The sequence below is a fragment of the Anoxybacillus ayderensis genome, assembly GCF_013761015.1.
Classification (GTDB): Bacteria; Bacillota; Bacilli; order Bacillales; family Anoxybacillaceae; genus Anoxybacillus; species Anoxybacillus ayderensis.
In genome coordinates this window covers 81,228-103,372 of the sequence record NZ_JACDUV010000005.1, presented here as the reverse complement: position 1 = coordinate 103,372, position 22,145 = coordinate 81,228, and the positions used below count along the sequence as shown (strand labels likewise).

28 protein-coding genes are annotated in these 22,145 nt (G+C 41.4%); all 28 read left to right on the top strand.

The features are described from left to right. Positions 1–5 precede the first annotated feature (5 nt). The 28 genes from HNR63_RS08665 (at position 6) to pyrH (ending at position 22,144) form a co-directional block, all read left to right on the top strand. A complete protein-coding gene (locus HNR63_RS08665; protein ID WP_181520531.1) occupies positions 6–473 on the top strand; it encodes a flagellar hook capping FlgD N-terminal domain-containing protein in 468 nt (155 codons plus the stop codon). A gap of 13 nt (positions 474–486) precedes the next feature. Further along, positions 487–849, top strand: a complete 363-nt coding sequence (locus HNR63_RS08660) for a TIGR02530 family flagellar biosynthesis protein (protein ID WP_181520459.1) — start codon at positions 487–489, stop codon at positions 847–849. A gap of 76 nt (positions 850–925) precedes the next feature. Continuing rightward, complete coding sequence (locus tag HNR63_RS08655) at positions 926–2,245, top strand: flagellar hook-basal body complex protein (RefSeq protein WP_181520458.1); 1,320 nt, start codon at positions 926–928, stop codon at positions 2,243–2,245. Positions 2,246–2,285: 40 nt separating this feature from the next. Further along, the gene (locus HNR63_RS08650; RefSeq protein ID WP_021094206.1) at positions 2,286–2,513 is read left to right on the top strand and encodes a flagellar FlbD family protein; all 228 of its coding nucleotides are present in this window, start codon (positions 2,286–2,288) and stop codon (positions 2,511–2,513) included. A 1-nt stretch (position 2,514) separates the two neighbouring features. Next, complete coding sequence (gene fliL, locus HNR63_RS08645) at positions 2,515–2,928, top strand: flagellar basal body-associated protein FliL (protein WP_181520457.1); 414 nt, start codon at positions 2,515–2,517, stop codon at positions 2,926–2,928. Between the two features lie 31 nt (positions 2,929–2,959). Continuing rightward, a complete protein-coding gene (fliM, locus tag HNR63_RS08640; RefSeq protein WP_009732896.1) occupies positions 2,960–3,958 on the top strand; it encodes a flagellar motor switch protein FliM in 999 nt (332 codons plus the stop codon). Next, the gene (gene fliY / locus HNR63_RS08635; RefSeq protein WP_181520456.1) at positions 3,948–5,099 is read left to right on the top strand and encodes a flagellar motor switch phosphatase FliY; all 1,152 of its coding nucleotides are present in this window, start codon (positions 3,948–3,950) and stop codon (positions 5,097–5,099) included. Before fliM ends, fliY begins: the two co-directional genes overlap by 11 nt. Positions 5,100–5,118: 19 nt before the next feature. Further along, the gene (gene cheY, locus HNR63_RS08630) at positions 5,119–5,478 is read left to right on the top strand and encodes a chemotaxis protein CheY (protein WP_003394872.1); all 360 of its coding nucleotides are present in this window, start codon (positions 5,119–5,121) and stop codon (positions 5,476–5,478) included. 12 nt (positions 5,479–5,490) lie between these two features. Next, positions 5,491–6,117, top strand: a complete 627-nt coding sequence (gene fliZ, locus HNR63_RS08625) for a flagella biosynthesis regulatory protein FliZ (RefSeq protein WP_181520455.1) — start codon at positions 5,491–5,493, stop codon at positions 6,115–6,117. Beyond that, a complete protein-coding gene (gene fliP, locus HNR63_RS08620) occupies positions 6,110–6,775 on the top strand; it encodes a flagellar type III secretion system pore protein FliP (protein ID WP_021094202.1) in 666 nt (221 codons plus the stop codon). Before fliZ ends, fliP begins: the two co-directional genes overlap by 8 nt. A 14-nt stretch (positions 6,776–6,789) precedes the next feature. Then, positions 6,790–7,059 (top strand): flagellar biosynthesis protein FliQ, encoded by a 270-nt coding sequence (fliQ, locus tag HNR63_RS08615; protein WP_009732900.1) that lies wholly within the window; start codon positions 6,790–6,792, stop codon positions 7,057–7,059. Continuing rightward, the gene (gene fliR, locus HNR63_RS08610; RefSeq protein WP_081977232.1) at positions 7,056–7,835 is read left to right on the top strand and encodes a flagellar biosynthetic protein FliR; all 780 of its coding nucleotides are present in this window, start codon (positions 7,056–7,058) and stop codon (positions 7,833–7,835) included. The genes fliQ and fliR overlap by 4 nt, the downstream gene beginning before the upstream one ends. Before the next feature lies 1 nt (position 7,836). Further along, positions 7,837–8,919 (top strand): flagellar biosynthesis protein FlhB, encoded by a 1,083-nt coding sequence (flhB, locus tag HNR63_RS08605; RefSeq protein WP_021094199.1) that lies wholly within the window; start codon positions 7,837–7,839, stop codon positions 8,917–8,919. Positions 8,920–8,950: 31 nt separating this feature from the next. Beyond that, positions 8,951–10,987, top strand: a complete 2,037-nt coding sequence (gene flhA / locus HNR63_RS08600) for a flagellar biosynthesis protein FlhA (protein WP_181520454.1) — start codon at positions 8,951–8,953, stop codon at positions 10,985–10,987. Then, positions 10,984–12,090: a flagellar biosynthesis GTPase FlhF gene (gene flhF, locus HNR63_RS08595; RefSeq protein WP_181520453.1), complete on the top strand. Its 1,107-nt coding sequence runs from the start codon at positions 10,984–10,986 to the stop codon at positions 12,088–12,090. Before flhA ends, flhF begins: the two co-directional genes overlap by 4 nt. Continuing rightward, entirely contained in the window at positions 12,087–12,956 is an 870-nt protein-coding gene (locus HNR63_RS08590; RefSeq protein WP_181520452.1) for a MinD/ParA family protein, read from the top strand. The genes flhF and HNR63_RS08590 overlap by 4 nt, the downstream gene beginning before the upstream one ends. 12 nt (positions 12,957–12,968) lie before the next feature. Continuing rightward, the gene (locus HNR63_RS08585) at positions 12,969–14,039 is read left to right on the top strand and encodes a protein-glutamate methylesterase/protein-glutamine glutaminase (protein WP_085788787.1); all 1,071 of its coding nucleotides are present in this window, start codon (positions 12,969–12,971) and stop codon (positions 14,037–14,039) included. A 14-nt stretch (positions 14,040–14,053) separates the two neighbouring features. Further along, positions 14,054–16,066 (top strand): chemotaxis protein CheA, encoded by a 2,013-nt coding sequence (locus tag HNR63_RS08580; RefSeq protein WP_042894100.1) that lies wholly within the window; start codon positions 14,054–14,056, stop codon positions 16,064–16,066. Positions 16,067–16,091: 25 nt separating this feature from the next. Continuing rightward, positions 16,092–16,523: a chemotaxis protein CheW gene (locus HNR63_RS08575; protein ID WP_085789629.1), complete on the top strand. Its 432-nt coding sequence runs from the start codon at positions 16,092–16,094 to the stop codon at positions 16,521–16,523. 7 nt (positions 16,524–16,530) lie between these two features. Continuing rightward, complete coding sequence (locus HNR63_RS08570; RefSeq protein WP_042894103.1) at positions 16,531–17,166, top strand: chemotaxis protein CheC; 636 nt, start codon at positions 16,531–16,533, stop codon at positions 17,164–17,166. Then, positions 17,159–17,659, top strand: a complete 501-nt coding sequence (locus tag HNR63_RS08565) for a chemotaxis protein CheD (RefSeq protein ID WP_035062979.1) — start codon at positions 17,159–17,161, stop codon at positions 17,657–17,659. Before HNR63_RS08570 ends, HNR63_RS08565 begins: the two co-directional genes overlap by 8 nt. Then, the gene (locus tag HNR63_RS08560; protein ID WP_021094190.1) at positions 17,659–17,973 is read left to right on the top strand and encodes a hypothetical protein; all 315 of its coding nucleotides are present in this window, start codon (positions 17,659–17,661) and stop codon (positions 17,971–17,973) included. Before HNR63_RS08565 ends, HNR63_RS08560 begins: the two co-directional genes overlap by 1 nt. A gap of 28 nt (positions 17,974–18,001) precedes the next feature. Then, complete coding sequence (locus tag HNR63_RS08555) at positions 18,002–18,742, top strand: FliA/WhiG family RNA polymerase sigma factor (protein ID WP_042533880.1); 741 nt, start codon at positions 18,002–18,004, stop codon at positions 18,740–18,742. 34 nt (positions 18,743–18,776) lie between these two features. After that, positions 18,777–19,034, top strand: a complete 258-nt coding sequence (locus HNR63_RS08550) for a hypothetical protein (protein WP_021094188.1) — start codon at positions 18,777–18,779, stop codon at positions 19,032–19,034. 10 nt (positions 19,035–19,044) lie between these two features. After that, positions 19,045–19,500, top strand: a complete 456-nt coding sequence (locus HNR63_RS08545; protein ID WP_021094187.1) for a hypothetical protein — start codon at positions 19,045–19,047, stop codon at positions 19,498–19,500. A 139-nt stretch (positions 19,501–19,639) separates the two neighbouring features. Continuing rightward, a complete protein-coding gene (gene rpsB, locus HNR63_RS08540) occupies positions 19,640–20,347 on the top strand; it encodes a 30S ribosomal protein S2 (protein WP_021094186.1) in 708 nt (235 codons plus the stop codon). Positions 20,348–20,477: 130 nt separating this feature from the next. Then, positions 20,478–21,359, top strand: coding sequence for a translation elongation factor Ts (tsf, locus tag HNR63_RS08535; RefSeq protein WP_021094185.1), 882 nt, complete (start codon positions 20,478–20,480; stop codon positions 21,357–21,359). Between the two features lie 62 nt (positions 21,360–21,421). Next, positions 21,422–22,144, top strand: coding sequence for a UMP kinase (gene pyrH / locus HNR63_RS08530; RefSeq protein WP_021094184.1), 723 nt, complete (start codon positions 21,422–21,424; stop codon positions 22,142–22,144). Position 22,145: the final 1 nt, after the last annotated feature.

Here is a 22,145-nt window from a genome sequence, read left to right as displayed (position 1 = left end):
TGAACGTGACAGCTATCGATCCGAGCTTGCTTTTATCACAGCGTCAAACACAACAGAGAGAAACAGGAAAAAGCTCATTAGGAAAAGATGATTTTTTAAAAATTTTAATTGCCCAATTGCAGCATCAAGATCCGTTAAATCCGATGGAAGACCGTGAATTTATTTCGCAAATGGCGAATTTTTCATCGCTTGAACAAATGGTAAATATGTCAAATATGATGAGCAAATTTATCGAGACACAAACAAGCACATCAGAAAAACTTGTGACGACGCTAGATTTGTTACAAAAGTCAATTCAACAACAATCGACGCCATCGCTTGCTCAATATAGCGAATGGATTGGCAAAACGGTCACATGGGATGAACAAAGCGGCGTTGTGAAAGCGGTCGTTCAAAAAGGAACGGAAGTATGGTTAGAGCTTGAACAAGGGGAAACTGTTTTAGCCTCTCGCGTCACAAAAGTGTCGCAATAAAGGAGGTGAGTGAATGAATCGCATTCAATTTTTCCCGCACACTCCGCTTATTCCGACAAAAAAACAAGCGGTCGTTGCAACAGAGCGACAATCGTTTCGAGATGAGCTTACGAAGGCCGAACAAACGTTAAAAATAAGCAAACATGCTCAACAACGATTGCAAGAACGAAATATTCATATTAACGATGAACAATGGGAAATGATCGGACAGAAAATTGTCGAAGCGAAACAAAAAGGGGTGCGCGATTCGCTCGTCATTACAGATGAAGCGGCACTCATTGTCAGCGCTGTGAATCAAACGGTCATTACAGCAATGCATCGTGAAGAAGCGCAAACGCAACTGTTCACAAACATCAATGGTGCGATTATTATATAAGGCTGGACCTTCATTGGAAGCCTTCGAGCGTGCGGAATGACAGAAGCCGCTCAAATGATGAAAAGGAGAGGATTATATGTTACGTTCCATGTTTACAGGCATTGGTGGTATTCGCAACTTTCAATATAAATTAGACGTGATTGGTAACAATATTTCTAACGTCAATACGTATGGCTATAAAAAAGCGCGCGTCACATTTAAAGATCTCGTTTCCCAACAAATTTCCGCAGCGACATCATCAACAGGAACGCGTGGGGGAATTAACGGCAAACAAATCGGACTAGGAAGCGGCCTCGGTTCAATCGAAACGATTCATACGCAAGGTTCGACGCAAACAACATCTCGTCCATTAGACTTAGCGCTCGGCGGCGACGGATTTTTCGTCGTCGGTTCGATTAACGATGTAACGTTAATTAGTATGGATGGACCGGCTGGGAAATTAGGAACAAATAAAGTAAATACAGGTGTACCGATCGACCGTGTCTTTAACTTAAGCTTTACACGTGCTGGAAACTTTTATTTAGATGAGTACGGTTATATCGTCAACTCGGACGGACAATATTTAATTGGCGAAGCAGCCATTAAAACATTACCTTCCCAAGCGAACTTGAATCAAGTAAATAATTTAAGAACGAAGCTCGACGACTTTATAAATGGAAATGGGGGGTTAGTTAACTTTGTTCAAAATTGGAAAAACAATTTTGATCCACCTAATTTCACTTCATTTACTAATTTTATAAATAGTTTTAATAATGGTCCGATTAATACTATTAATACAGAAGTAAATAACTTTAACACCAGTGTTACTCCAAAAGCTAGTCTGGGTTCAGCAAATACGATCCCAAATACAGGATGGCCATCAACATTAGAAATGGCTGAGAAAATGATGGGACCTTACCTAGAACAACTTAGCGGTTTCGTAGAAAGCGTCCAGCAAGTGTTGCAAGATTATAGCGAGCCAAAATACGGAAACGTGACAAGTTTTGAACCAGGGCTAATTCAAATTCCGAAAACAGCGAAAAGCTTTGGAATTACGGCGGACGGAAAAGTGACATTCATCGATAGCTCAGGGCAGTTAAAAATTGCAGGACAAATTTTGTTGGCGCAATTTCCAAACCCAAGCGGTTTAGAAAAAATGGGTGGCAATACGTTTAAAGAAACAAACAACTCCGGTAAGCTTGACCGAAATGCGAACGGTTTGACGATTAATGAGTTATCGCGCCCTGGTTTAAACGGCGCGGGCGAAATTATTTCCGGTGCTTTAGAAATGTCGAACGTAGACTTATCTGAAGAATTTACGGAAATGATCGTCGCACAACGCGGATTCCAGGCAAATACGCGCATTATTACAACGTCGGACGAAATTTTACAAGAGCTTGTTAACTTGAAGAAATAATAAATAAAGGGGGGACGGGGGCGTTTGCCCCCGATACATAATGATTCAATTAACGCGGTTAAACGGCAAACCTTTTACGCTAAACGCCATTTACATAGAGCAAGTGGAAGCATTCCCAGATACGACAATTACGTTAACGAATGGTAAAAAGTTTGTCGTGCGGGAGTCTGTTGAAGATGTTATGTTATTGGTAGAAACGTTTTATCGTAACATTTCTGTTCTCGGATTAAGGAGAGATGCGGAGGGATCCGACGTTGAAGGACAATAAAATGTTAAAAATCATGCTTATTGTGATGGGGGTTATTACGCTTATTAGTGTTGTCGCCCTTGTTGTTGTCATGAAGTTTATGGGAAACGATGAGCCGAAAGAACCGACGGTCGATGAAATTGTTGCAAGCTCATTTGATGTACCGGAAATGATGACGAATTTAATGGATGGCAGCTTTATTAAAATTGCGTTTAAAATTCAAACAGATAGCGAAAAAGCAAAAGAAGAAGCAGAAAAACGCGATTTTCAAATTAAAAATATCATTATTGAAGAATTGTCAGAAATGACAGCCGAACAGTTTAAAGGAAAACAAGGAAAACTGCTTTTAGAGAAAAAGTTGCGTGAGCGTATCAATGAGGTCATGCAAGAAGGAAAAGTTGAGAAAATTTATATAACCTCCTTTATTCTCCAGTAAATAAAATGAATAGGAGTAGGAGGTGAGAACGGTGTCAGGAGAAGTTTTATCGCAAAGTGAAATAGATGCGTTGCTGGCGGCGCTATCTGCTGGAGAGATGAGCGCCGATGAATTGAAAAAGGAAGAAGCAGAGAAAAAAGTAAAAGTGTATGACTTTAAACGGGCATTGCGGTTTTCAAAAGATCAAATTCGTAGTTTAACGCGCATACACGAAAACTTTGCCCGATTATTAACGACATTTTTTTCAGCGCAGTTGCGAACATATGTACAAATTTCTGTCGCATCAGCTGACCAATTGCCGTATGAGGAATTTATTCGTTCCATTCCGAAAATGACGATTTTAACAGTGTTTGAAGTCCCTCCACTTGATGGACGCGTGCTGTTAGAAGTGAACCCAAATATCGCTTATGCGATGCTTGATCGCGTATTAGGCGGCAGAGGGGTAAGTTTGAACAAAATTGAAAACTTAACAGAAATCGAAACGAAAATTATGTCAAATTTGTTTGAAAAAGCGTTTAGCAACTTGCGTGAAGCGTGGGAGTCGGTAGCGGATATCGATCCGATGTTAACAGATTTTGAAGTAAACCCACAATTTTTACAAATGGTATCACCAAATGAGACGGTTGTTGTTATTTCATTAAATACGCAAATTGGTGATACGAGTGGCATGATTAATATTTGTATTCCGCATGTTGTGTTAGAACCAATTATTCCGAAACTATCGGTTCATTATTGGATGCAAACGCAAAAAAAAGCGCGCGAACCAGAAGAAGTGGCGACGTTACAAAAGCGACTAAAACAAACGAAAGTGCCGATGATCGCAGAACTTGGCACATCGACCATTTCTATCCAAGAATTTTTACAACTTTCCGTTGGCGATGTCATTCAACTAGATCAAACCGTGCGCGATCCGCTTGTGATCAAAGTAGGGGATGTGCCGAAATTTATTGGACAGCCCGGAAAAATGAATAAACGATTAGCCGTACAAATTTTAGATGTGATAAAGGGGGAAGACGGCGATGATGAGTGACGATATGTTATCTCAAGACGAGATTGATGCGTTGTTGCGAGGAATTGACGAAGACCCGATGCCGTCTAGCACAATGTCGATCGATGAAGTGTTAACACCGATCGAACAAGATGCACTTGGTGAAATTGGAAACATTTCGTTTGGTAGTTCAGCGACAGCGCTCTCGATGTTATTAAATCAAAAAGTGGAAATTACAACACCGAACGTTTCGCTCATTGAGCGTGCACGCGTGGCAGAGGAGTTTCCACATCCGTATGTGGCGATTCAAGTGAGCTATACGGAAGGATTTTTAGGAACGAATTTGCTTGTGATTAAGCAGTCTGACGCGGCCATTATTGCTGATTTGATGATGGGTGGAGACGGAACAAATCCGCCAGCATTCATGGATGAAATTCAGCTAAGTGCCGTGCAAGAAGCGATGAACCAAATGATGGGTTCCGCTGCCACATCGATGTCGACGATTTTTAGTAAAAAAGTCGATATTTCTCCGCCGAGTTTACATTTGCTTGATTTATCAGAAGGAGAAGGGTTTGAATATTTACCACCGGATGATGTGCTTGTAAAAGTATCGTTTCGTTTAAAAGTAGGTAACTTAATTGATTCGAACATTATGCAACTGTTGCCGATTCATTTTGCGAAAGAATTAGTCGAAAATTTATTAAATCCGTCTAGTACAAAGGCACAAACATCAGCTACAATAAATACGAATGAGCCACGTCAAACCGCGCCATCCGCACAAACACAACAAGCGCCTTCACCGGCTCAACAAACGCAAAAAGAAGCTCCTCAACATGTAGGAACCGGAGCTGTGCAGCAGCCTGTCAACGTTCAGCCTGTTGCTTTTGCAAGTTTTGAACCAGCGCCGTTGCCAGAGACGGAATCGCGCAATCTCGACATGTTGCTCGATATTCCGTTGCAAGTGACGGTAGAGCTCGGGCGAACGAAGCGCTCTGTTCAAGATATTTTAAGTTTATCGTCAGGGTCCATTATCGAACTCGATAAGCTGGCTGGTGAACCGGTTGACATTTTAGTAAACAATAAATTGATCGCCAAAGGTGAAGTCGTTGTCATTGATGAAAATTTTGGCGTGCGCGTGACAAGCATTATTAGCCAGAGCGATCGATTAAACAAATTACGATAATTTGGGAGGTTTTTGGAGAATGGCGAGAATTTTAATTGTTGATGATGCAGCATTTATGCGAATGATGATTAAAGATATTTTAACGAAAAACGGACATGAAGTCGTTGCTGAGGCAGCTGATGGAGCGCAAGCGGTAGAAAAATATAAAGAGTTTCGTCCAGACTTAGTCACGATGGACATTACGATGCCAGAAATGGACGGCATTACAGCGTTGAAAGAAATTAAAAAAATTGATAGCAACGCAAAAGTCATTATGTGTTCGGCCATGGGACAACAAGCGATGGTCATTGATGCCATTCAAGCAGGGGCAAAAGACTTTATCGTCAAGCCGTTCCAAGCAGATCGCGTCATTGAAGCCATTAATAAAACGCTCGGTTAGAGGTGGAATTCATTGCGCTATATTCGCATCATCATGTTGTGCGCGTTCGTTGTTCTGCAAGCAGTTTCCCCTGCTTTTGCAGAACAAACGAATAGCGTCAAAGAATGTGTAGAGCATCCAGAAAAGTGTAAAGAACAACAAGTGAACGAGGCAACGAAAGCGGAAACGGTTGCCCAACCGGATCCGATTACGCTTTGGGATTTTGCGAAACTAATCGCTGCGACGGCTTTTGTTGTGTTTTTGTTATATACCCTTTTAAAATGGCTAAATAAACAAAACCAATTTTATGAGCGAAAAGGGCTCATTCAACATTTAGGCGGGACAAGTTTAGGAACGAATCGAACGATTCAAATTGTGAAAGTTGGTCGACGTGTGTTTGTCGTCGGTGTGGGGGAATCGATCCATTTATTGAAAGAAATTACGGACGAACAAGAAATTGAAGAGCTGCTGAAGCAACATGAAGCGCGGCTTGATTCATTGCTTGATACGAGCGTATGGAAATCGCTCCAATCGCTTTGGCAGCGAAAAGCGAGCGAACCTCGTTTTCGTCAGTTGTTTGATCGCGAGTTACAACGGTTAGCTGAAGAGCGAAAAAAAGCGATGAGAGCGCTAGAAAAAGAAAGGGATCCACATGAATGAAGTGATGCAGTTTTTTAACAATAGCGCCCCTGACAATGTAGCGACATCTGTGAAGCTGTTATTGTTGTTAACCGTGTTGTCGATTGCACCTGGCATTTTAATTATGGTGACATCGTTTACGCGCATCGTCATCGTCTTATCGTTTGTCAGAACAGCGCTCGGCACGCAACAAATGCCGCCAAACCAAGTGATCATCGGGCTATCGCTATTTTTAACATTTTTTATTATGGCACCGACATTTCAACAAATTAACCGTGACGCTTTACAACCGTTATTTGATGAAAAAATTAACTTAGAGCAAGCATATGAACGAGCCGAAGTGCCGTTGAAAGAGTTTATGAGCAAACATACGCGGCAAAAAGATTTAGCTTTATTTTTAAGCTATGCAGGAGCTGAACAGCCAAAAACGGTGCAAGATATTCCGATGTCAGCACTCGTCCCTGCATTTGCGATTAGCGAATTAAAAACGGCTTTTCAAATCGGCTTTATGTTATTCATCCCGTTTTTAGTGATTGATATGATTGTTGCAAGCGTATTAATGTCGATGGGGATGATGATGTTGCCGCCGGTCATGATTTCGTTGCCGTTTAAAATTTTATTATTTGTTCTCGTGGACGGTTGGTATTTAGTTGTGAAATCATTATTAGAAAGCTTTTAAAGTAGGTGGGAAAAATGAGTCCCGATTTTGTCATTCAAGTGGCAGAACGCGGTGTATATATGGTGCTCGTCATATGTGGGCCGCTCATGTTGCTTGCGCTTGCGGTCGGATTATTTGTCAGCATTTTGCAGGCAACGACACAAATTCAAGAACAGACGTTAGCGTTCGTTCCAAAAATTGTCGCTGTTCTCATCGGTCTCGTTTTTTTCGGACCGTGGATGCTTTCGCGCATGATTTCGTATGCATACAATATTTTTAGTAACTTAAGTAAATTTGTAGGATGAAGCGTATGGAGTTATACACGTATGTACCAACGTTTTTGCTTATTTTTGCGCGCGTCGCTTCCTTTTTTGCGACGATGCCGCTTTTCTCTTATCGAAATGTGCCGAACGTTCATAAAATCGGTTTTGCCTTTTTCATTAGTTGGATCATGTTTTTTTCCCTTGATCCGAAACCGATCGATGTTGACGGAACGTATATGATGTTGCTAATTAAAGAAGTGCTTGTCGGGCTGTTGATTGGGCTTGTTGCGTTTATTATCATGTCAGCGATTCAAATTGCGGGCGGACTCATTGATTTTCAAATGGGCTTTGCGATCGCAAACGTCATCGATCCACAAACAGGCGCACAAAGCCCATTAATGGGACAATATTTGTATACGATCGCTTTGTTTTTTTTACTTGCCGTCAATGGACATCATTTGTTGTTAGACGGTATTTTTTATAGTTATCAGTTCATTCCGCTCGAGCGCCTCATTTCTTTCGGAAATGGACAAATCGCAGAACAAGTCGTTCGTTTATTTCAAGCGATGTTTGTCATTGCGTTACAAATGGCCATTCCCATTGTCGGCTGTTTATTTTTAGTGGATGTAGCGCTTGGCATTGTCGCACGCACCGTTCCTCAAATGAACATTTTTGTTATTGGATTGCCTGTAAAAATTATCGTTAGTTTTGTTTTGTTTGTCATTGTATTTTCAAGCATGTTTGTCGTAACAAAACAACTGTTTGAATTCACTTTTACGTCGATGCGCGGCATGATGAAGCTGTTAGGGGGCGCGTAACGTGAGCTGGCTGTCGGTTGATTTGCAGTTTTTCGCCGGAGAAAAAACAGAAAAAGCAACGCCGAGAAAACGGCAAGAAGTGCGCAAAAAAGGGCAAGTAGCGAAAAGTGCTGATGCGACTGCAGCTTTTTTAATGCTCGTCGTTTTTCTTACTCTTTCGTTTTCTTCGGGCGTGTGGGGAGATGCGATTGTACGACTGTTTCGTCAATCTTTTCAACATTATTTTTTCATGGATGTGACGGTTGATTCTGTGCAGCTGATTTTCGTTGACCTTCTTCGCCAGCTTGCGATGCTTGTTGGACCGATTTTTTTAGCCGCGATTGCCGCAGCGCTATTTGTTAATTTTGTGCAAGTTGGCTTTTTGTTTACGACAGAACCGTTGCAAATGAAACTAAGTAAACTCGATCCGATTCAAGGATTCAAGCGCATCTTTTCCCTTCGTTCACTTGTAGAATTGTTAAAGTCGATTTTAAAAGTGCTGTTTGTTGGCGTTGTGACATTTTCAGTTTTATGGTTGCACATGGGTGATATTTTATCGCTATCCCATAAATCAATTGGTGCTAGTGCGATCACGCTTGGACGTTTAACGATTCAAATGGGGATCGTCGCTTCTGTCGCTTTACTGTTTCTTTCGATATTCGATTATTTGTATCAACGGTACGATTTTGAAAAAAATATTCGTATGTCAAAGCAAGATATTAAAGATGAATATAAAAAGACAGAAGGAGATCCGCTCATTAAATCGCGCATTAAGCAAAAGCAGCGAGAAATGGCGATGCGCCGCATGATGCAAGAAGTGCCGAAAGCGGATGTTGTTATTACAAACCCGACGCATTTTGCCGTTGCGTTAAAGTATGATGAACAACAAGCGGATGCCCCGATCGTTGTCGCCAAAGGGGCAGACTATATGGCACAAAAAATAAAAGATATCGCTAAAAAAAACGATGTGATGATCGTTGAAAATCGTCCGCTTGCGCGCGCACTATACGATCAAACAGATATCGGTATGGTTATTCCGGAAGCTTTTTTCAAAGCGGTAGCAGAAATTTTAGCGTACGTTTATAAAACGAAAAATAAACTTTAATTTTTATGTATGTGAACAGGAGAGAACGTTTATGTCGGCAAGGGACTTATCTGTATTACTTATGGTTGTATTAATTGTAGCGATGCTCATCATCCCTCTACCATCATGGTTGCTTAGCATCCTCATTATTATGAATATTTCTCTTGCGTTGCTCGTTCTCTTAACATCGATGAATATGCGCGAACCGCTTCAATTTTCGATCTTCCCTTCGCTTCTCCTTTTGCTTACATTATTTCGCCTCGGTTTGAACGTTTCAACGACTCGCTCGATTTTGAGCAGAGGAGAAGCAGGAGGAGTCGTTGAAACGTTTGGAACGTTCGTCATCGGTGGGAATGTTGTTGTTGGTTTTGTTGTCTTTTTAATTTTAATTATTATTCAATTTGTCGTCATTACAAAAGGGGCGGAGCGCGTATCAGAAGTTGCGGCTCGTTTTACGCTCGATGCGATGCCGGGAAAACAAATGAGCATTGATGCCGATTTAAATGCCGGCATTATCTCCGAACAACAAGCGAGAGAACGACGTGAAAAAATTGCGCAAGAAGCGGATTTTTACGGTGCGATGGACGGAGCAAGTAAATTCGTAAAAGGTGACGCGATCGCAGGAATTATTATTGTATTAATTAACATGTTATTTGGAATCGTCATCGGCATGGTGCAACAAGGGATGGACATTGGGGAAGCGGCAAGAAGATATACGCTATTAACCGTTGGGGACGGAATTGTTAGCCAAATTCCAGCGTTATTAATTTCAACGGCCACTGGTATTGTCGTCACCCGTGCAGCCTCTGATGATAATTTAGGTGCCGACATTATGCGGCAGCTGTTTGCGTATCCGAAAATGTTATACGTCACAGCGGGGACCATTTTTTTACTCGGGTTGTTTACCCCAATTAATGATTTGTTAACGATTCCGATTGCTTCTTTGCTTGCTTTCGGCGCATATCAATTGACAAAACAAGCTCGTGTGGCAGAAACGACAACAGAAGAGACAGAAGAGGAAATCGAAACCGATCAAATGAAAAGTCCAGAAAGTGTTGTTAGTTTATTAAGTGTCGATCCGATTGAATTTGAGTTTGGGTACGGACTCATTCCGCTTGCTGACGCTAATCAAGGCGGAGATTTATTAGATCGTATCGTCATGATTCGTCGCCAACTTGCTTTAGAGCTTGGTGTCGTCATTCCTGTTGTTCGCATTCGTGATAACATTCAACTGCAGCCGAATGAGTATCGACTAAAAATTAAAGGAAATGAAGTGGCGCGTGGCGAGTTGTTGCTTGATCATTATTTAGCGATGAGCCCTGGCGTTGATGATGATTCCATTGAAGGAATCGATACGATTGAGCCGGCTTTCGGTTTGCCAGCAAAATGGATTTCCGAAGAAATGAAAGAGCGAGCTGAAATGTTTGGATATACGGTCGTTGATCCGCCATCTGTCGTATCGACGCATATCACTGAGCTGTTAAAAGCGCATGCGCATGAGTTGCTCGGTCGACAAGAAACGAAGCAGTTAATCGATCATGTAAAAGAATCGTATCCAATTTTAGTTGAAGAAGTGACGCCAAATCCACTATCGGTTGGCGACATTCAAAAAGTGCTTGCGAATTTATTACGTGAAAAAGTATCGATCCGCAATTTGCCGGTTATTTTTGAAACGCTTGCAGATTTTGGACGAATGACAACAGATCCAGATCTTTTAACAGAATATGTGCGTCAAGCGCTCGCGCGTCAAATTACGAGCCAGTATGTTGTTGAAGGTCAGCCGTTGCGTGTTATTACATTATCAGGAAAAGTTGAAAAAATGATTGCCGAAGGCGTACAACAAACGGAACACGGCAATTACTTGGCGCTTGATCCCGTTGTTTCACAAGCGATTATTGAAGCGATTGCTATGCAAATTGAGCAATTTCCGTTTCAAGATCAATCGCCGATTTTACTTTGCTCGCCGGCTGTGCGCATGTATGTTAGACAATTAACCGAACGATATTTCCGTCACGTTCCGGTCTTGTCGTATAATGAACTTGAAGCCAATGTGGAAGTTCAAAGTGTTGGGGTGGTGAATGTGGAATGAAAGTAAAAAAGTTTGTTGCTTCGTCTATGCCAGAAGCGATGAAAATGATTCGTGCGGAACTTGGAAATGATGCTGTTATTTTAAACTCGAAAGTCGTACAAAAAAAGGGCTTTCTTGGTCTATTTTCCCGAAAAAATATTGAAGTGATTGCTGCCGTTGATCCAAAGCCAACCACTCCGCCTGTTCAAAAAATGAAAGAAAAACGAAAAGAGCGCACAGAACCGTTGCGTGATGAACAGCTATTAAAAGAAATTCATGAATTAAAAGCGACGATCCGTCAGTTGTCACAAGGAGGGGGAGTTGAGCATTACCCCGCTCCGTTAAAAGCGATAGATGCCCATTTAATTGATCAAGAAGTAAGCGATGATGTGCGAGCGATGTTCATGTCTACTTTGTTGCAACGATGGTACACGTCGGGAGCGAACGGATCGTATGACGAAGTAAAGAAATGGCTTTATGAGGAAATTGTAAACACATTATCTTCTCTTTCGTTCGGCGGTATTTCTTTTCGAAAAAAATTCGTTAACGTTGTTGGACCAACGGGGGTTGGAAAAACGACGACACTGGCGAAAATGGCAGCCGATTGCGTCATTAAACATAGAAAAAAAGTAGCATTTATTACGACCGATACGTATCGCATCGCAGCAATTGATCAGCTAAAAACATATGCAAAAATTTTAAATGTGCCAATTGAAGTATGTTACAATCTTGACGATTTTCGCCAAGCAAAAGAGAAGCTTACATCGTACGATATTGTTTTTATTGATACGGCCGGAAGAAATTTTCGCAACGTCCAATATGTGAACGATTTAAAAGAAATGATCGATTTTAATGAAGAAATGGAAACATTTCTCGTCTTATCGTTAACAGCGAAATGGCGAGATATGAAAGAAATTTATACACAGTTTTCCCTGATTCCGATTCATAAATTTATTTTCACGAAAATGGACGAAACGAGTCGGCATGGGGCGATGTTAAATATGATGGTTCAATGCGGTATCGGTACAGCGTATATGACGCACGGGCAAAACGTGCCAGACGATATCGTTGAAGCTACTCCACAGCTTGTGGCAAATATGATTACCGGGGTCGAGCAACAATGATGAGAGATCAAGCGGAAAGCTTACGTTTACGTGTAAAAAAAATGCAACACGGTTCAGAAACGAAAGCGATTGCTGTGTTAAGTGGAAAAGGTGGCGTTGGAAAGTCGAACGTTTCGCTAAACTTTTCATTAGCGCTACGTCAGCGGGGAAAACATGTATTGTTGTTTGATATGGATATCGGAATGGGAAATATCGACATTTTACTTGGACAAACGTCATCCCATACGATCATCGATATTTTTCGTCCAAATGTCACCATTCATGATATTATAAAGACAGGACCGAATGAGTTGGCGTTTATTGCAGGGGGAACGGGATTTACCGAAATTTTTCATATGGATGAACAACAAGTGGAATATTTTATTGAACAGTTACAACACGTTTCTGTGCAATATGATTACATCATTTTTGATATGGGAGCGGGGATGTCCGAAGATCGTCTTCAATTGTTAAAGGCGGTTGATGATATTTTCATCGTAACAACCCCTGAACCAACCGCTTTAACTGATGCATACGCAACGATGAAATACATTCATTTAGCGGACCCACACCTTCCGGTTTATGTGCTAGTGAATCGTGTGCGTTCGGATAAAGAAGGAATCGAAACGTTACAACGTTTAAAACAAGTGGCGAAACGTTTTTTAGGAAAAGAGTTACATGCCTTAGGATATGTGCCAGAAGATCGAACAGTAAGCACAGCTGTTATTCGTCAAACACCTTTTCTTTTGTTTGATCCGAGTGCGAAGGCGAGCAAGGCGGTAGTACAAATGACAGATCGCTATTTAGCAGATGAAGAGCATGAGGGGAAAGAGAAGCGCCCGTTTCACTTTTTTGCCAAGCTGCGTCAATACTTTTTAGAAAGGTAGGTTATCATCGCCGTGAAGAAAGCAAAAGTGCTTGTCGTTGATGACTCTGCTTTTATGCGAAAATTAATTAGCGACTTTTTGTCAGAACATCCCCGCTTGCACGTTGTCGGTACAGCACGTGATGGACAAGAAGCGCTACAAAAAATTGAGCAATTACAACCTGATGTTGTCACGTTAGATGTTGAGATGCCTGTCATGAACGGGCTTGAGACGCTAAAGCATATTATGCAGAAACGTCCGCTTCCTGTTGTCATGATTTCAAGCACGACGACAGAAGGAGCGGAAAATACAATTTTAGCGTTGCAATACGGTGCCGTTGATTTTATTGCTAAGCCCTCAGGTGCCATCTCGCTAGATTTATATAAAATTAAAGATAAAATGATCGAAAAGGTGCTTTTAGCGAGCGAAGCGAATTTGCGAACGGTAAAGACAAAGCAAAAAATGTCTATGTTGCCACAAAAGCAATATAGTAAAATAGAGGTAAGCGAACGACAACATGTGAGCGGAAACAAAAAAATCATCGCCATCGGCACATCGACGGGTGGACCGCGTGCGCTTCAGCACGTGTTAACGAAATTTCCAGCGACCATTGATGCACCTATTTTAGTTGTGCAACATATGCCAAAAGGATTTACAAAATCGTTAGCGAACCGCCTCGATTCGTTATGCGATATTCGGGTGAAAGAAGCAGAAGACGGTGAAGTTATTCAAAAAGGGACGGCATATATCGCACCGGGTGGAAAACATTTATATGTCAAACGTGTCGGTACATCGCTTGCCATTCATCTTGATGAAGCAGCACCGCGCAACGGACATCGCCCTTCGGTTGACGTCATGTTTGAGTCGTTAAGCGCTCTAACAGATTACGAAAAAATTGCCGTCGTTATGACGGGAATGGGTTCAGACGGCACAGCAGGATTAAAACAGTTAAAAATGTCTGGTAAAACGTTTGTTATTGCAGAATCTGCTGAATCTTCAGTCGTATTCGGCATGCCAAAATCGGCCATTGCTGCGAACGTCGTTGATGAAATTGTTCATGTTGATGATATTGCTGAAGCGGTAATGAAGCACGTACAAGTTTGAGGGGGATAGGAACAATGGACATGAATCAATACCTCGAAGTGTTTATTGATGAAAGTAAAGAACATTTACAAACGATTAACGAACAATTGTTAGAGCTTGAAAAAAATCCAGATGACGTGTCGATCGTCAATGAAATTTTCCGTTCTGCCCACACGTTAAAAGGGATGTCAGCGACGATGGGATTTGAGGACTTAGCGAATTTAACACACCAAATGGAAAATGTGCTTGATGGCATTCGCAATGGGAAAATTGCGGTGACACCTGAGTTGCTTGATGTCATTTTCCGTGCCGTTGACGATTTAGAAGCGATGGTTGTTTCCATTGCAGAAGGTGGGGATGGAAAGCGTGACGTTACAGCCGTTGTTGCGCAGTTAAAACAAATCGAAAAAGGAGAAGTCGTTGTCGCTCCACAAAAAAGCAATGCAATCCAAGAACAAACGTACGATGAATTTGAATACACCATTTTAAAACAGTCAGCTGAGCAAGGATTTCATAGCTACGAAGTGAGCGTAAAATTGCGTTCCGACTGCTTATTAAAGGCCGCTCGTGTATTTATGATTTTTGAAGTCATTGAACAAATTGGTGAAGTAATCAAATCTGTTCCGTCAGTAGAAATGCTTGAAGCGGAACAATTTGACGATCAATTTGTCGTGACAGTTGTGACAAAAGTATCACAAGATGAGTTACAAAAACGCATTATGAAAGTGTCCGAGGTAGAAGAAGTAAACGTTCAGCCGGTTGATTTACATAGATCTGAAAACACGGTCGAACAAAAAGAAGAGCAGAAAAAGGAACAAAAAGAAGAAACAAAAACGGTTGAACAAACAGTCGAGAAAAAACAAGAAGCACAAGAAGAAAAGCAAACGGGAAAGCAAGTGAGTAATAAAACGATTCGCGTAAATATTGAGCGGCTCGATATATTAATGAATTTGTTCGAAGAGCTCGTCATTGATCGCGGTCGATTGGAACAAATTTCACGCGAGCTAAACAACCCAGAATTACACGAAACGGTTGAACGTATGTCACGCATTTCAGGCGATTTGCAAAACATCATTTTAAATATGCGCATGGTCCCTGTTGAAACGGTATTTAACCGCTTCCCGCGCATGGTTCGTCAATTAGCTCGCGATTTAGGAAAGAAAATTAACCTTGAAATTATCGGAGCAGAAACGGAGCTTGATCGCACGGTGATTGATGAGATCGGCGATCCGCTCGTTCACTTATTGCGCAATGCAATCGACCACGGTATTGAAACGCCAGATGTGCGCCGTGCGAAAGGAAAGCCGGAAGAGGGGACAGTCAAGTTAAAAGCGTATCATAGCGGCAACCATGTATTTATTGAAATTGAAGATGACGGTGCAGGCATTAGCCGTGAAAAAGTGTTGAGAAAAGCGATTAGTAAAGGGATTATCTCCGAACAAAATGCGGCGAATTTAACGGATAAACAAGTATATGAGCTTATTTTTGCGTCAGGTTTTTCGACAGCAGATAAAGTATCTGATATTTCTGGGCGTGGTGTCGGCTTAGATGTTGTCAAAAGCACGATCGAATCGCTTGGTGGTTCGGTATCAATTGATTCAGAGGAAGGAGTCGGCTCCGTCTTTTCGATTCAACTACCGCTTACACTATCTATTATTTCTGTCATGTTAGTTGAAATTCAAAAGGAAAAATATGCAATTCCACTGTCATCTATTATCGAAACGGCTATTGTGAAGAAAGAAGATATTTTACATGCTCATAACCAAAAAGTCATTGATTTCCGTGGAAAAGTTGTTCCGCTTTTATTCTTAAAAGATATTTTTGAAGTGCCTGTCGTCAAGGAAGAAGACGATTTCTTATCGGTCGTCATGGTGCGGAAAGGTGAAAAAATGGCTGGACTTGTCGTCGATTCGTTTATTGGTCAACAAGAAGTGGTGTTAAAATCGCTTGGCAACTACTTAACGTCCGTGTTTGCGATTTCTGGAGCGACCATTTTAGGTGACGGACAAGTGGCGCTCATTATTGACTGCAATGCGCTCATTAAGTAGGGACAAGCGAGAGGGGGAATATAATGTGGCTGAGCTGAAAGTGATTGTATTTCAATTAAAAGACGAAGAATATGCCATTCCAGTTCAACAAGTACGTTCAATTGAAAAAATTCAACATATTACGCGCGTTCCTCGCGTTCCGAAGTATGTGAAAGGCGTCATTAATTTGCGCGGCGTTGTAACACCGATTATTGACTTGCGCATGCGTTTCGGTTTAGAGGAAGCCGAGTTTTCTGACCATACGCGCGTCATTATCGTTGCGCTCGATGATATGGAAGTCGGTTTAATTGTTGATGCGGCAAACGATGTCGTTGATATTTCAACAGAAGCGATTGAACCGCCACCAGAGGTAGTGGATACAACAACAGCGGAATATATTAACGGTGTCGTGAAAATTGGAAAACGACTATTCATTTTATTAAACTTAGAAAAAGTATTAAAAACAGAGAAAGGATAAATCGTCCATGTCATATTTTGAACGGATGGATGCCGTCCATATGGACATACTAAAAGAGATTGGAAATATTGGTGCGGGTCACGCAGCGACAGCGTTATCAAAGCTGTTAAATAAAAAAATTGAAATGACGATTCCGGATGTGCGCATCATTTCATTTGATGAAATGATGGATATTGTTGGAGGAGCTGACAATGTCGTCGCCGCTGTTTTCTTGCGCATTGAAGGAGATGCGCCAGGGAATATGTTTTTCGTATTATCTATTGAACAAGCGGAGCGGTTTATTCAGCAAATGATTGGCGATGAACAGTTTAAACTAGAGCAAGATTGTTCCGAATTGTCGCTATCTGCGTTGCAAGAGCTAGGCAACATTTTAGCCGGTTCGTATTTATCGTCTTTGTCAGATTTTACTCATTTAAATTTATATCCATCTGTTCCGGCGCTTAGCATTGATATGATTGGTGCGATTTTAAGCTATGGATTAATTGAAATGTCGCGCGTTGGCGATCATGTCATTGTCGTTGATACAGCCATTCATGAAGAACATCAGCCTGATGACCGTGTAAACGGACACTTTTTCCTACTCCCTGACCCTGAATCATTTCACATTATTTTTCGGGCTTTAGGTGTGGAACATGATGAGTGAAATTGTTCAAGTAGTAAAAGTAGGAATTGCTGACATGAATGTAGTAAAGGCACCACATGTCATTCGTACATGTGGACTTGGCTCTTGCGTCGGTGTCGTTGTGTATGATTTAGCAAAAGAAGTGGCAGGGATGGCGCATGTCATGCTCCCTGACTCATCGTTAGCAAAATCCGAAAACATGAATGTAGCAAAATATGCCGACACTGCGATTGAAGAGTTAGTGCGCCGAGTCATTGGGGCGGGGGGAAGAAATGGTCATTTGAAGGCAAAAATGGCTGGCGGTGCGCAAATGTTTCAGTTTCGTACAGGTACGACAGATATGATGCGCATCGGACCGCGCAACGTTGAGGCTGTTCGTGAGCAGCTTCAACGTTTTCGCATCCCAATCGTTGCTGAAGACGTCGGAGGGAGTAGTGGACGAACGATTGAATTTCATCCGAAAACAGGCATGTTGCTCATTCGAACAGTAAATCAAGGGGTACGGGAAATGTAATGGCTAGTACATGGAAATTTAACGTGATGTTTGCCTTATTTGGCTGTATCGTCGCTTTTTTTTCTTCATTATTGCAAAATAGTGTATCGACATCTATGATACGTGCGTTGATCGCATTTGTTATTTTCTTTGTTTTTGCATTTATCATTCGTTGGATGATGGCGTTTATTCAAAAAGATGTATCGACACAAAACATGTCGTTCACATCATCAGATGAAATCGAAGTGGAACAGATGATTGAAAATTTAAACGAAGAAGAGCAACAAAAAGTAGCAGAGTATATTCGGCAACTATTGAGGCAGGAAGAAAAGTAAATGAACGTTAACATTTAGGGGGGATGATATGATTGAGCAATGCTGGCAAAAGTGGATTGATGCTCGCGATCGCGAGGCTTGCGATCAACTGATTGAAAAATATATGCCACTTGTCGATTATCATGTGCAACGTATTGCTTCATCCCTTCCGAAAAGCGTGAAAAGAGAAGATTTAAAAAGTTTAGCGCTACTTGGCTTATATGATGCGCTAGAAAAGTTCGATCCTTCACGCGATTTAAAATTTGATACGTATGCTTCCTTTCGCATTCGTGGCGCGATTTTAGACGGATTGCGCAAAGAAGATTGGCTTCCGCGCAGCGTACGAGACAAGGCGAAAAAAATAGAAGCAACAATTGAGCAGTTGCAACAAACTTACATGCGTGATGTCAGCGCTAAAGAAGTGGCGGAAGCATTAAACATTTCAGAAGATGAAGTGTATGCGGTGATGAGCGAACAGTTTTTCGCCAATGTTTTATCTTTAGATGAGCGACCGTTTGATGATGACGACGATCAACCGTCATTTACGATTCGCGATGATCGATCTCTGTCGCCCGAAGAACATATGTTGCGTGAAGAACAAATTGCGCAATTAGCGAATATCATTCAACAGCTAAATGAAAAAGAACAGCTAGTCATTAGTTTATTTTACAAAGAAGAATTGACGTTTACAGAAATCGGACATATTATGGGACTGTCCACGTCACGAATTTCCCAAATTCACGCAAAAGCCTTATTTAAAATGCGCAAACTGATTGAGCAAGCGATATGACAGTCCTTCATCACTTTATGAAGGAAGTGAGAACATGAGTTTAAAATTAGTCGAGTTACAAGTGGCGTTGCCGAAAACGCATGAGCTCGGAAAATGGCAAGAACATATGCAACAATACGGACAGCTTGCTCAGCAACAGCTTGCAACAGAAATGAAAAAACAAGATGAGCGCATTCGGCAACAAGTGACGAGAGCGGAACAAAGCGAACGCGCGAAGTGGAAAAAACAGTCTGAGAAAAAAGAAAAAAGTAAACATCCTTACAAAGGAACACATATTGATTTTATCGGATAAGAGGGATGATATGACGACGTTTTTATGGTTGATCAGCTTCGTTCTGCATGGTGTCTCGCTTTTTCTCATTATTCTTTTATCATTAAAATGGGCAAAAATTAAAGAGACAGAAAGAGAGCAAGCGGAGCTAATTCGCGAAATGGAAACGATGATGACGACATATTTAATGCAGTTTAAAGAGGAAAACGAACGATTTGTTAAACAAATGACATCATCGGCCGTTCGTCAAAAGAAAAAAGAAGCCTCTCCCCTATTTCGAGACGAACAAGTGCGACTTCCAGTTGACGACGTTGTTGACCGAGTGGAATTATCAACAACTTCGCCGAAGGAAGAGCCGTCGCTCGAGTCGCTCATTTCAGAAGCGTTAAAACTTCAACAACAAGGAAAAACAATGGATGAAATCGCGAAAGCATTGAAGCGTGGGAAGACAGAAATAGAGCTTTTGCTTAAATTTCACCAAAAGTAGTTGAATGTGCTTTTTAATTATGATATAGTTCTATTTGGTGTGAATACACACGCTCATCGATTTAAGCAACGGTGCTGCTTTGCAGTCTTGCTTAAAAATGACGTGAGCGGAGGAAAAAAACCATCTAGGAGGATGAAAGATGTCTGTTATTTCAATGAAACAGTTGCTTGAAGCAGGGGTTCACTTCGGGCATCAAACACGTCGTTGGAACCCAAAAATGAAAAAATACATTTTCACTGAGCGCAATGGTATTTACATCATTGACTTGCAAAAAACAGTGAAAAAAGTAGAAGAAGCGTACAACTTCGTCAAAGAACTTGCGGCAAACGGCGGCAAAATTTTATTCGTTGGTACGAAAAAACAAGCGCAAGATTCTGTGAAAGAAGAAGCAGAACGTTCTGGCATGTTCTACGTAAACCAACGTTGGTTAGGTGGGACGTTAACAAACTTTGCAACGATCCAAAAACGTATTAAACGTTTAAAAGAGATCGAAAGAATGGCTGAAGACGGCACATTCGATGTATTGCCTAAAAAAGAAGTGGTAAAACTAAAGAAAGAATTAGAGCGTCTTGAAAAGTTTTTAGGCGGTATTAAAGAAATGAAAGAATTGCCAGATGCGTTATTTGTTATCGACCCACGCAAAGAGCGCATTGCCGTTGCAGAAGCTCGTAAATTAAACATTCCGATCATCGGAATCGTGGATACAAACTGCGATCCAGACGAAATCGACTACGTCATTCCTGCGAACGACGATGCGATTCGCGCTGTGAAGCTTCTTACAGCTAAAATTGCGGATGCGATTTTAGAAGCAAAACAAGGCGAAGAAGCGGTTGTCACAGCTGAGTAAACATGTGAAAGGTGATAAGAGGGGGAAGCCTTTTATCACCTTTTTTTAAGAAAATCGGGCATACTAAGCATACAAACCGTTTCGGTTTGTGTACATACGATTTCGCACATAAAAAAGGAGGATGTTTGACATGGCAATTACTGCTCAAATGGTAAAAGAATTGCGCGAAAAAACAGGTGCAGGAATGATGGACTGCAAAAAAGCATTAACAGAAACAAACGGTGATATGGAAAAAGCGATCGACTGGCTTCGTGAAAAAGGAATGGCGAAAGCAGCGAAGAAAGCAGATCGTATCGCAGCGGAAGGAACAACGTTAATCGAAGTAGATGAAAATACAGCAGTGATTTTAGAAGTAAACTCTGAAACAGACTTCGTTGCGAAAAACGAAGGGTTTAAAACATTAGTAAAAGAATTAGCTGACCATTTATTAAAACATAAACCTGCAACAGTCGAAGAAGCTTTACAACAAAAAATGGATAACGGTGCGACAGTAGAAGAACACATTAATGCAGCGATCGCTAAAATTGGTGAAAAAATTACATTACGTCGCTTTGCGGTTGTTGAAAAAGGAGACAACGCTGCATTCGGTGCGTACTTACACATGGGTGGTCGCATTGCTGTATTAACTGTATTAGAAGGTACAACAAATAGCGACGTTGCGAAAGATGTAGCGATGCACATCGCGGCAATTAATCCAAAATACGTTTCTCGCGATGAAGTATCTGCAGATGAAATCGCTCGCGAGCGCGAAGTGTTAAAACAACAAGCATTAAATGAAGGAAAGCCTGAAAATATCGTTGAAAAAATGGTTGAAGGCCGTTTAGGCAAATTCTTTGAAGACATTTGCTTACTTGAGCAAAGCTTCGTGAAAAATCCAGATGTGAAAGTGCGTCAATTTGTAGAGTCTAATGGTGCAACTGTGAAAAGCTTCATCCGTTACGAAGTAGGCGAAGGTATTGAAAAGCGCCAAGATAACTTTGCTGAAGAAGTTATGAGCCAAGTTCGTAAGTAATGAAGACAAATAGGGAACACATATGTGTTCCCTATTTTTAAAGAACGGTATGGAGGTTTACAATGGAAAGTCCAAAGTATAAACGTGTCGTTTTAAAACTAAGCGGTGAAGCGTTAGCGGGAGAGCAAGGATTTGGAATTAATCCGTCTGTCATTAAATCGATCGCTCAACAAGTAAAAGAAGTGGCAGAACTAGGAGTCGAAGTTGCCGTTGTCGTTGGGGGCGGAAACATTTGGCGTGGAAAAATTGGTAGCGAAATGGGGATGGACCGCGCCACAGCTGATTACATGGGAATGTTAGCAACGGTGATGAACTCGCTCGCGCTGCAAGATAGCTTAGAGCAGCTCGGTGTACAAACGCGTGTGCAAACGTCGATTGAAATGCGCCAAGTAGCCGAGCCGTACATTCGAAGAAGAGCGATTCGTCACTTAGAGAAAAAACGTGTCGTCATTTTTGCAGCAGGAACAGGAAACCCGTACTTTTCAACAGATACGACAGCCGCGCTTCGTGCTGCAGAAATTGAAGCGGATGTCATTTTAATGGCGAAAAACAACGTAGACGGTGTATATAGCGCCGATCCAAAAGTGGACAAAAACGCAGTCAAATATGATGAACTCTCTTATTTAGATGTCATTAAACAAGGATTAGGCGTCATGGACTCGACTGCTTCATCGCTATGTATGGATAACGATATTCCACTCATTGTTTTCTCCATTATGGAAGAAGGAAATATTAAACGTGCTGTATTAGGTGAAAATATCGGAACAATTGTAAGGGGGAAATAAC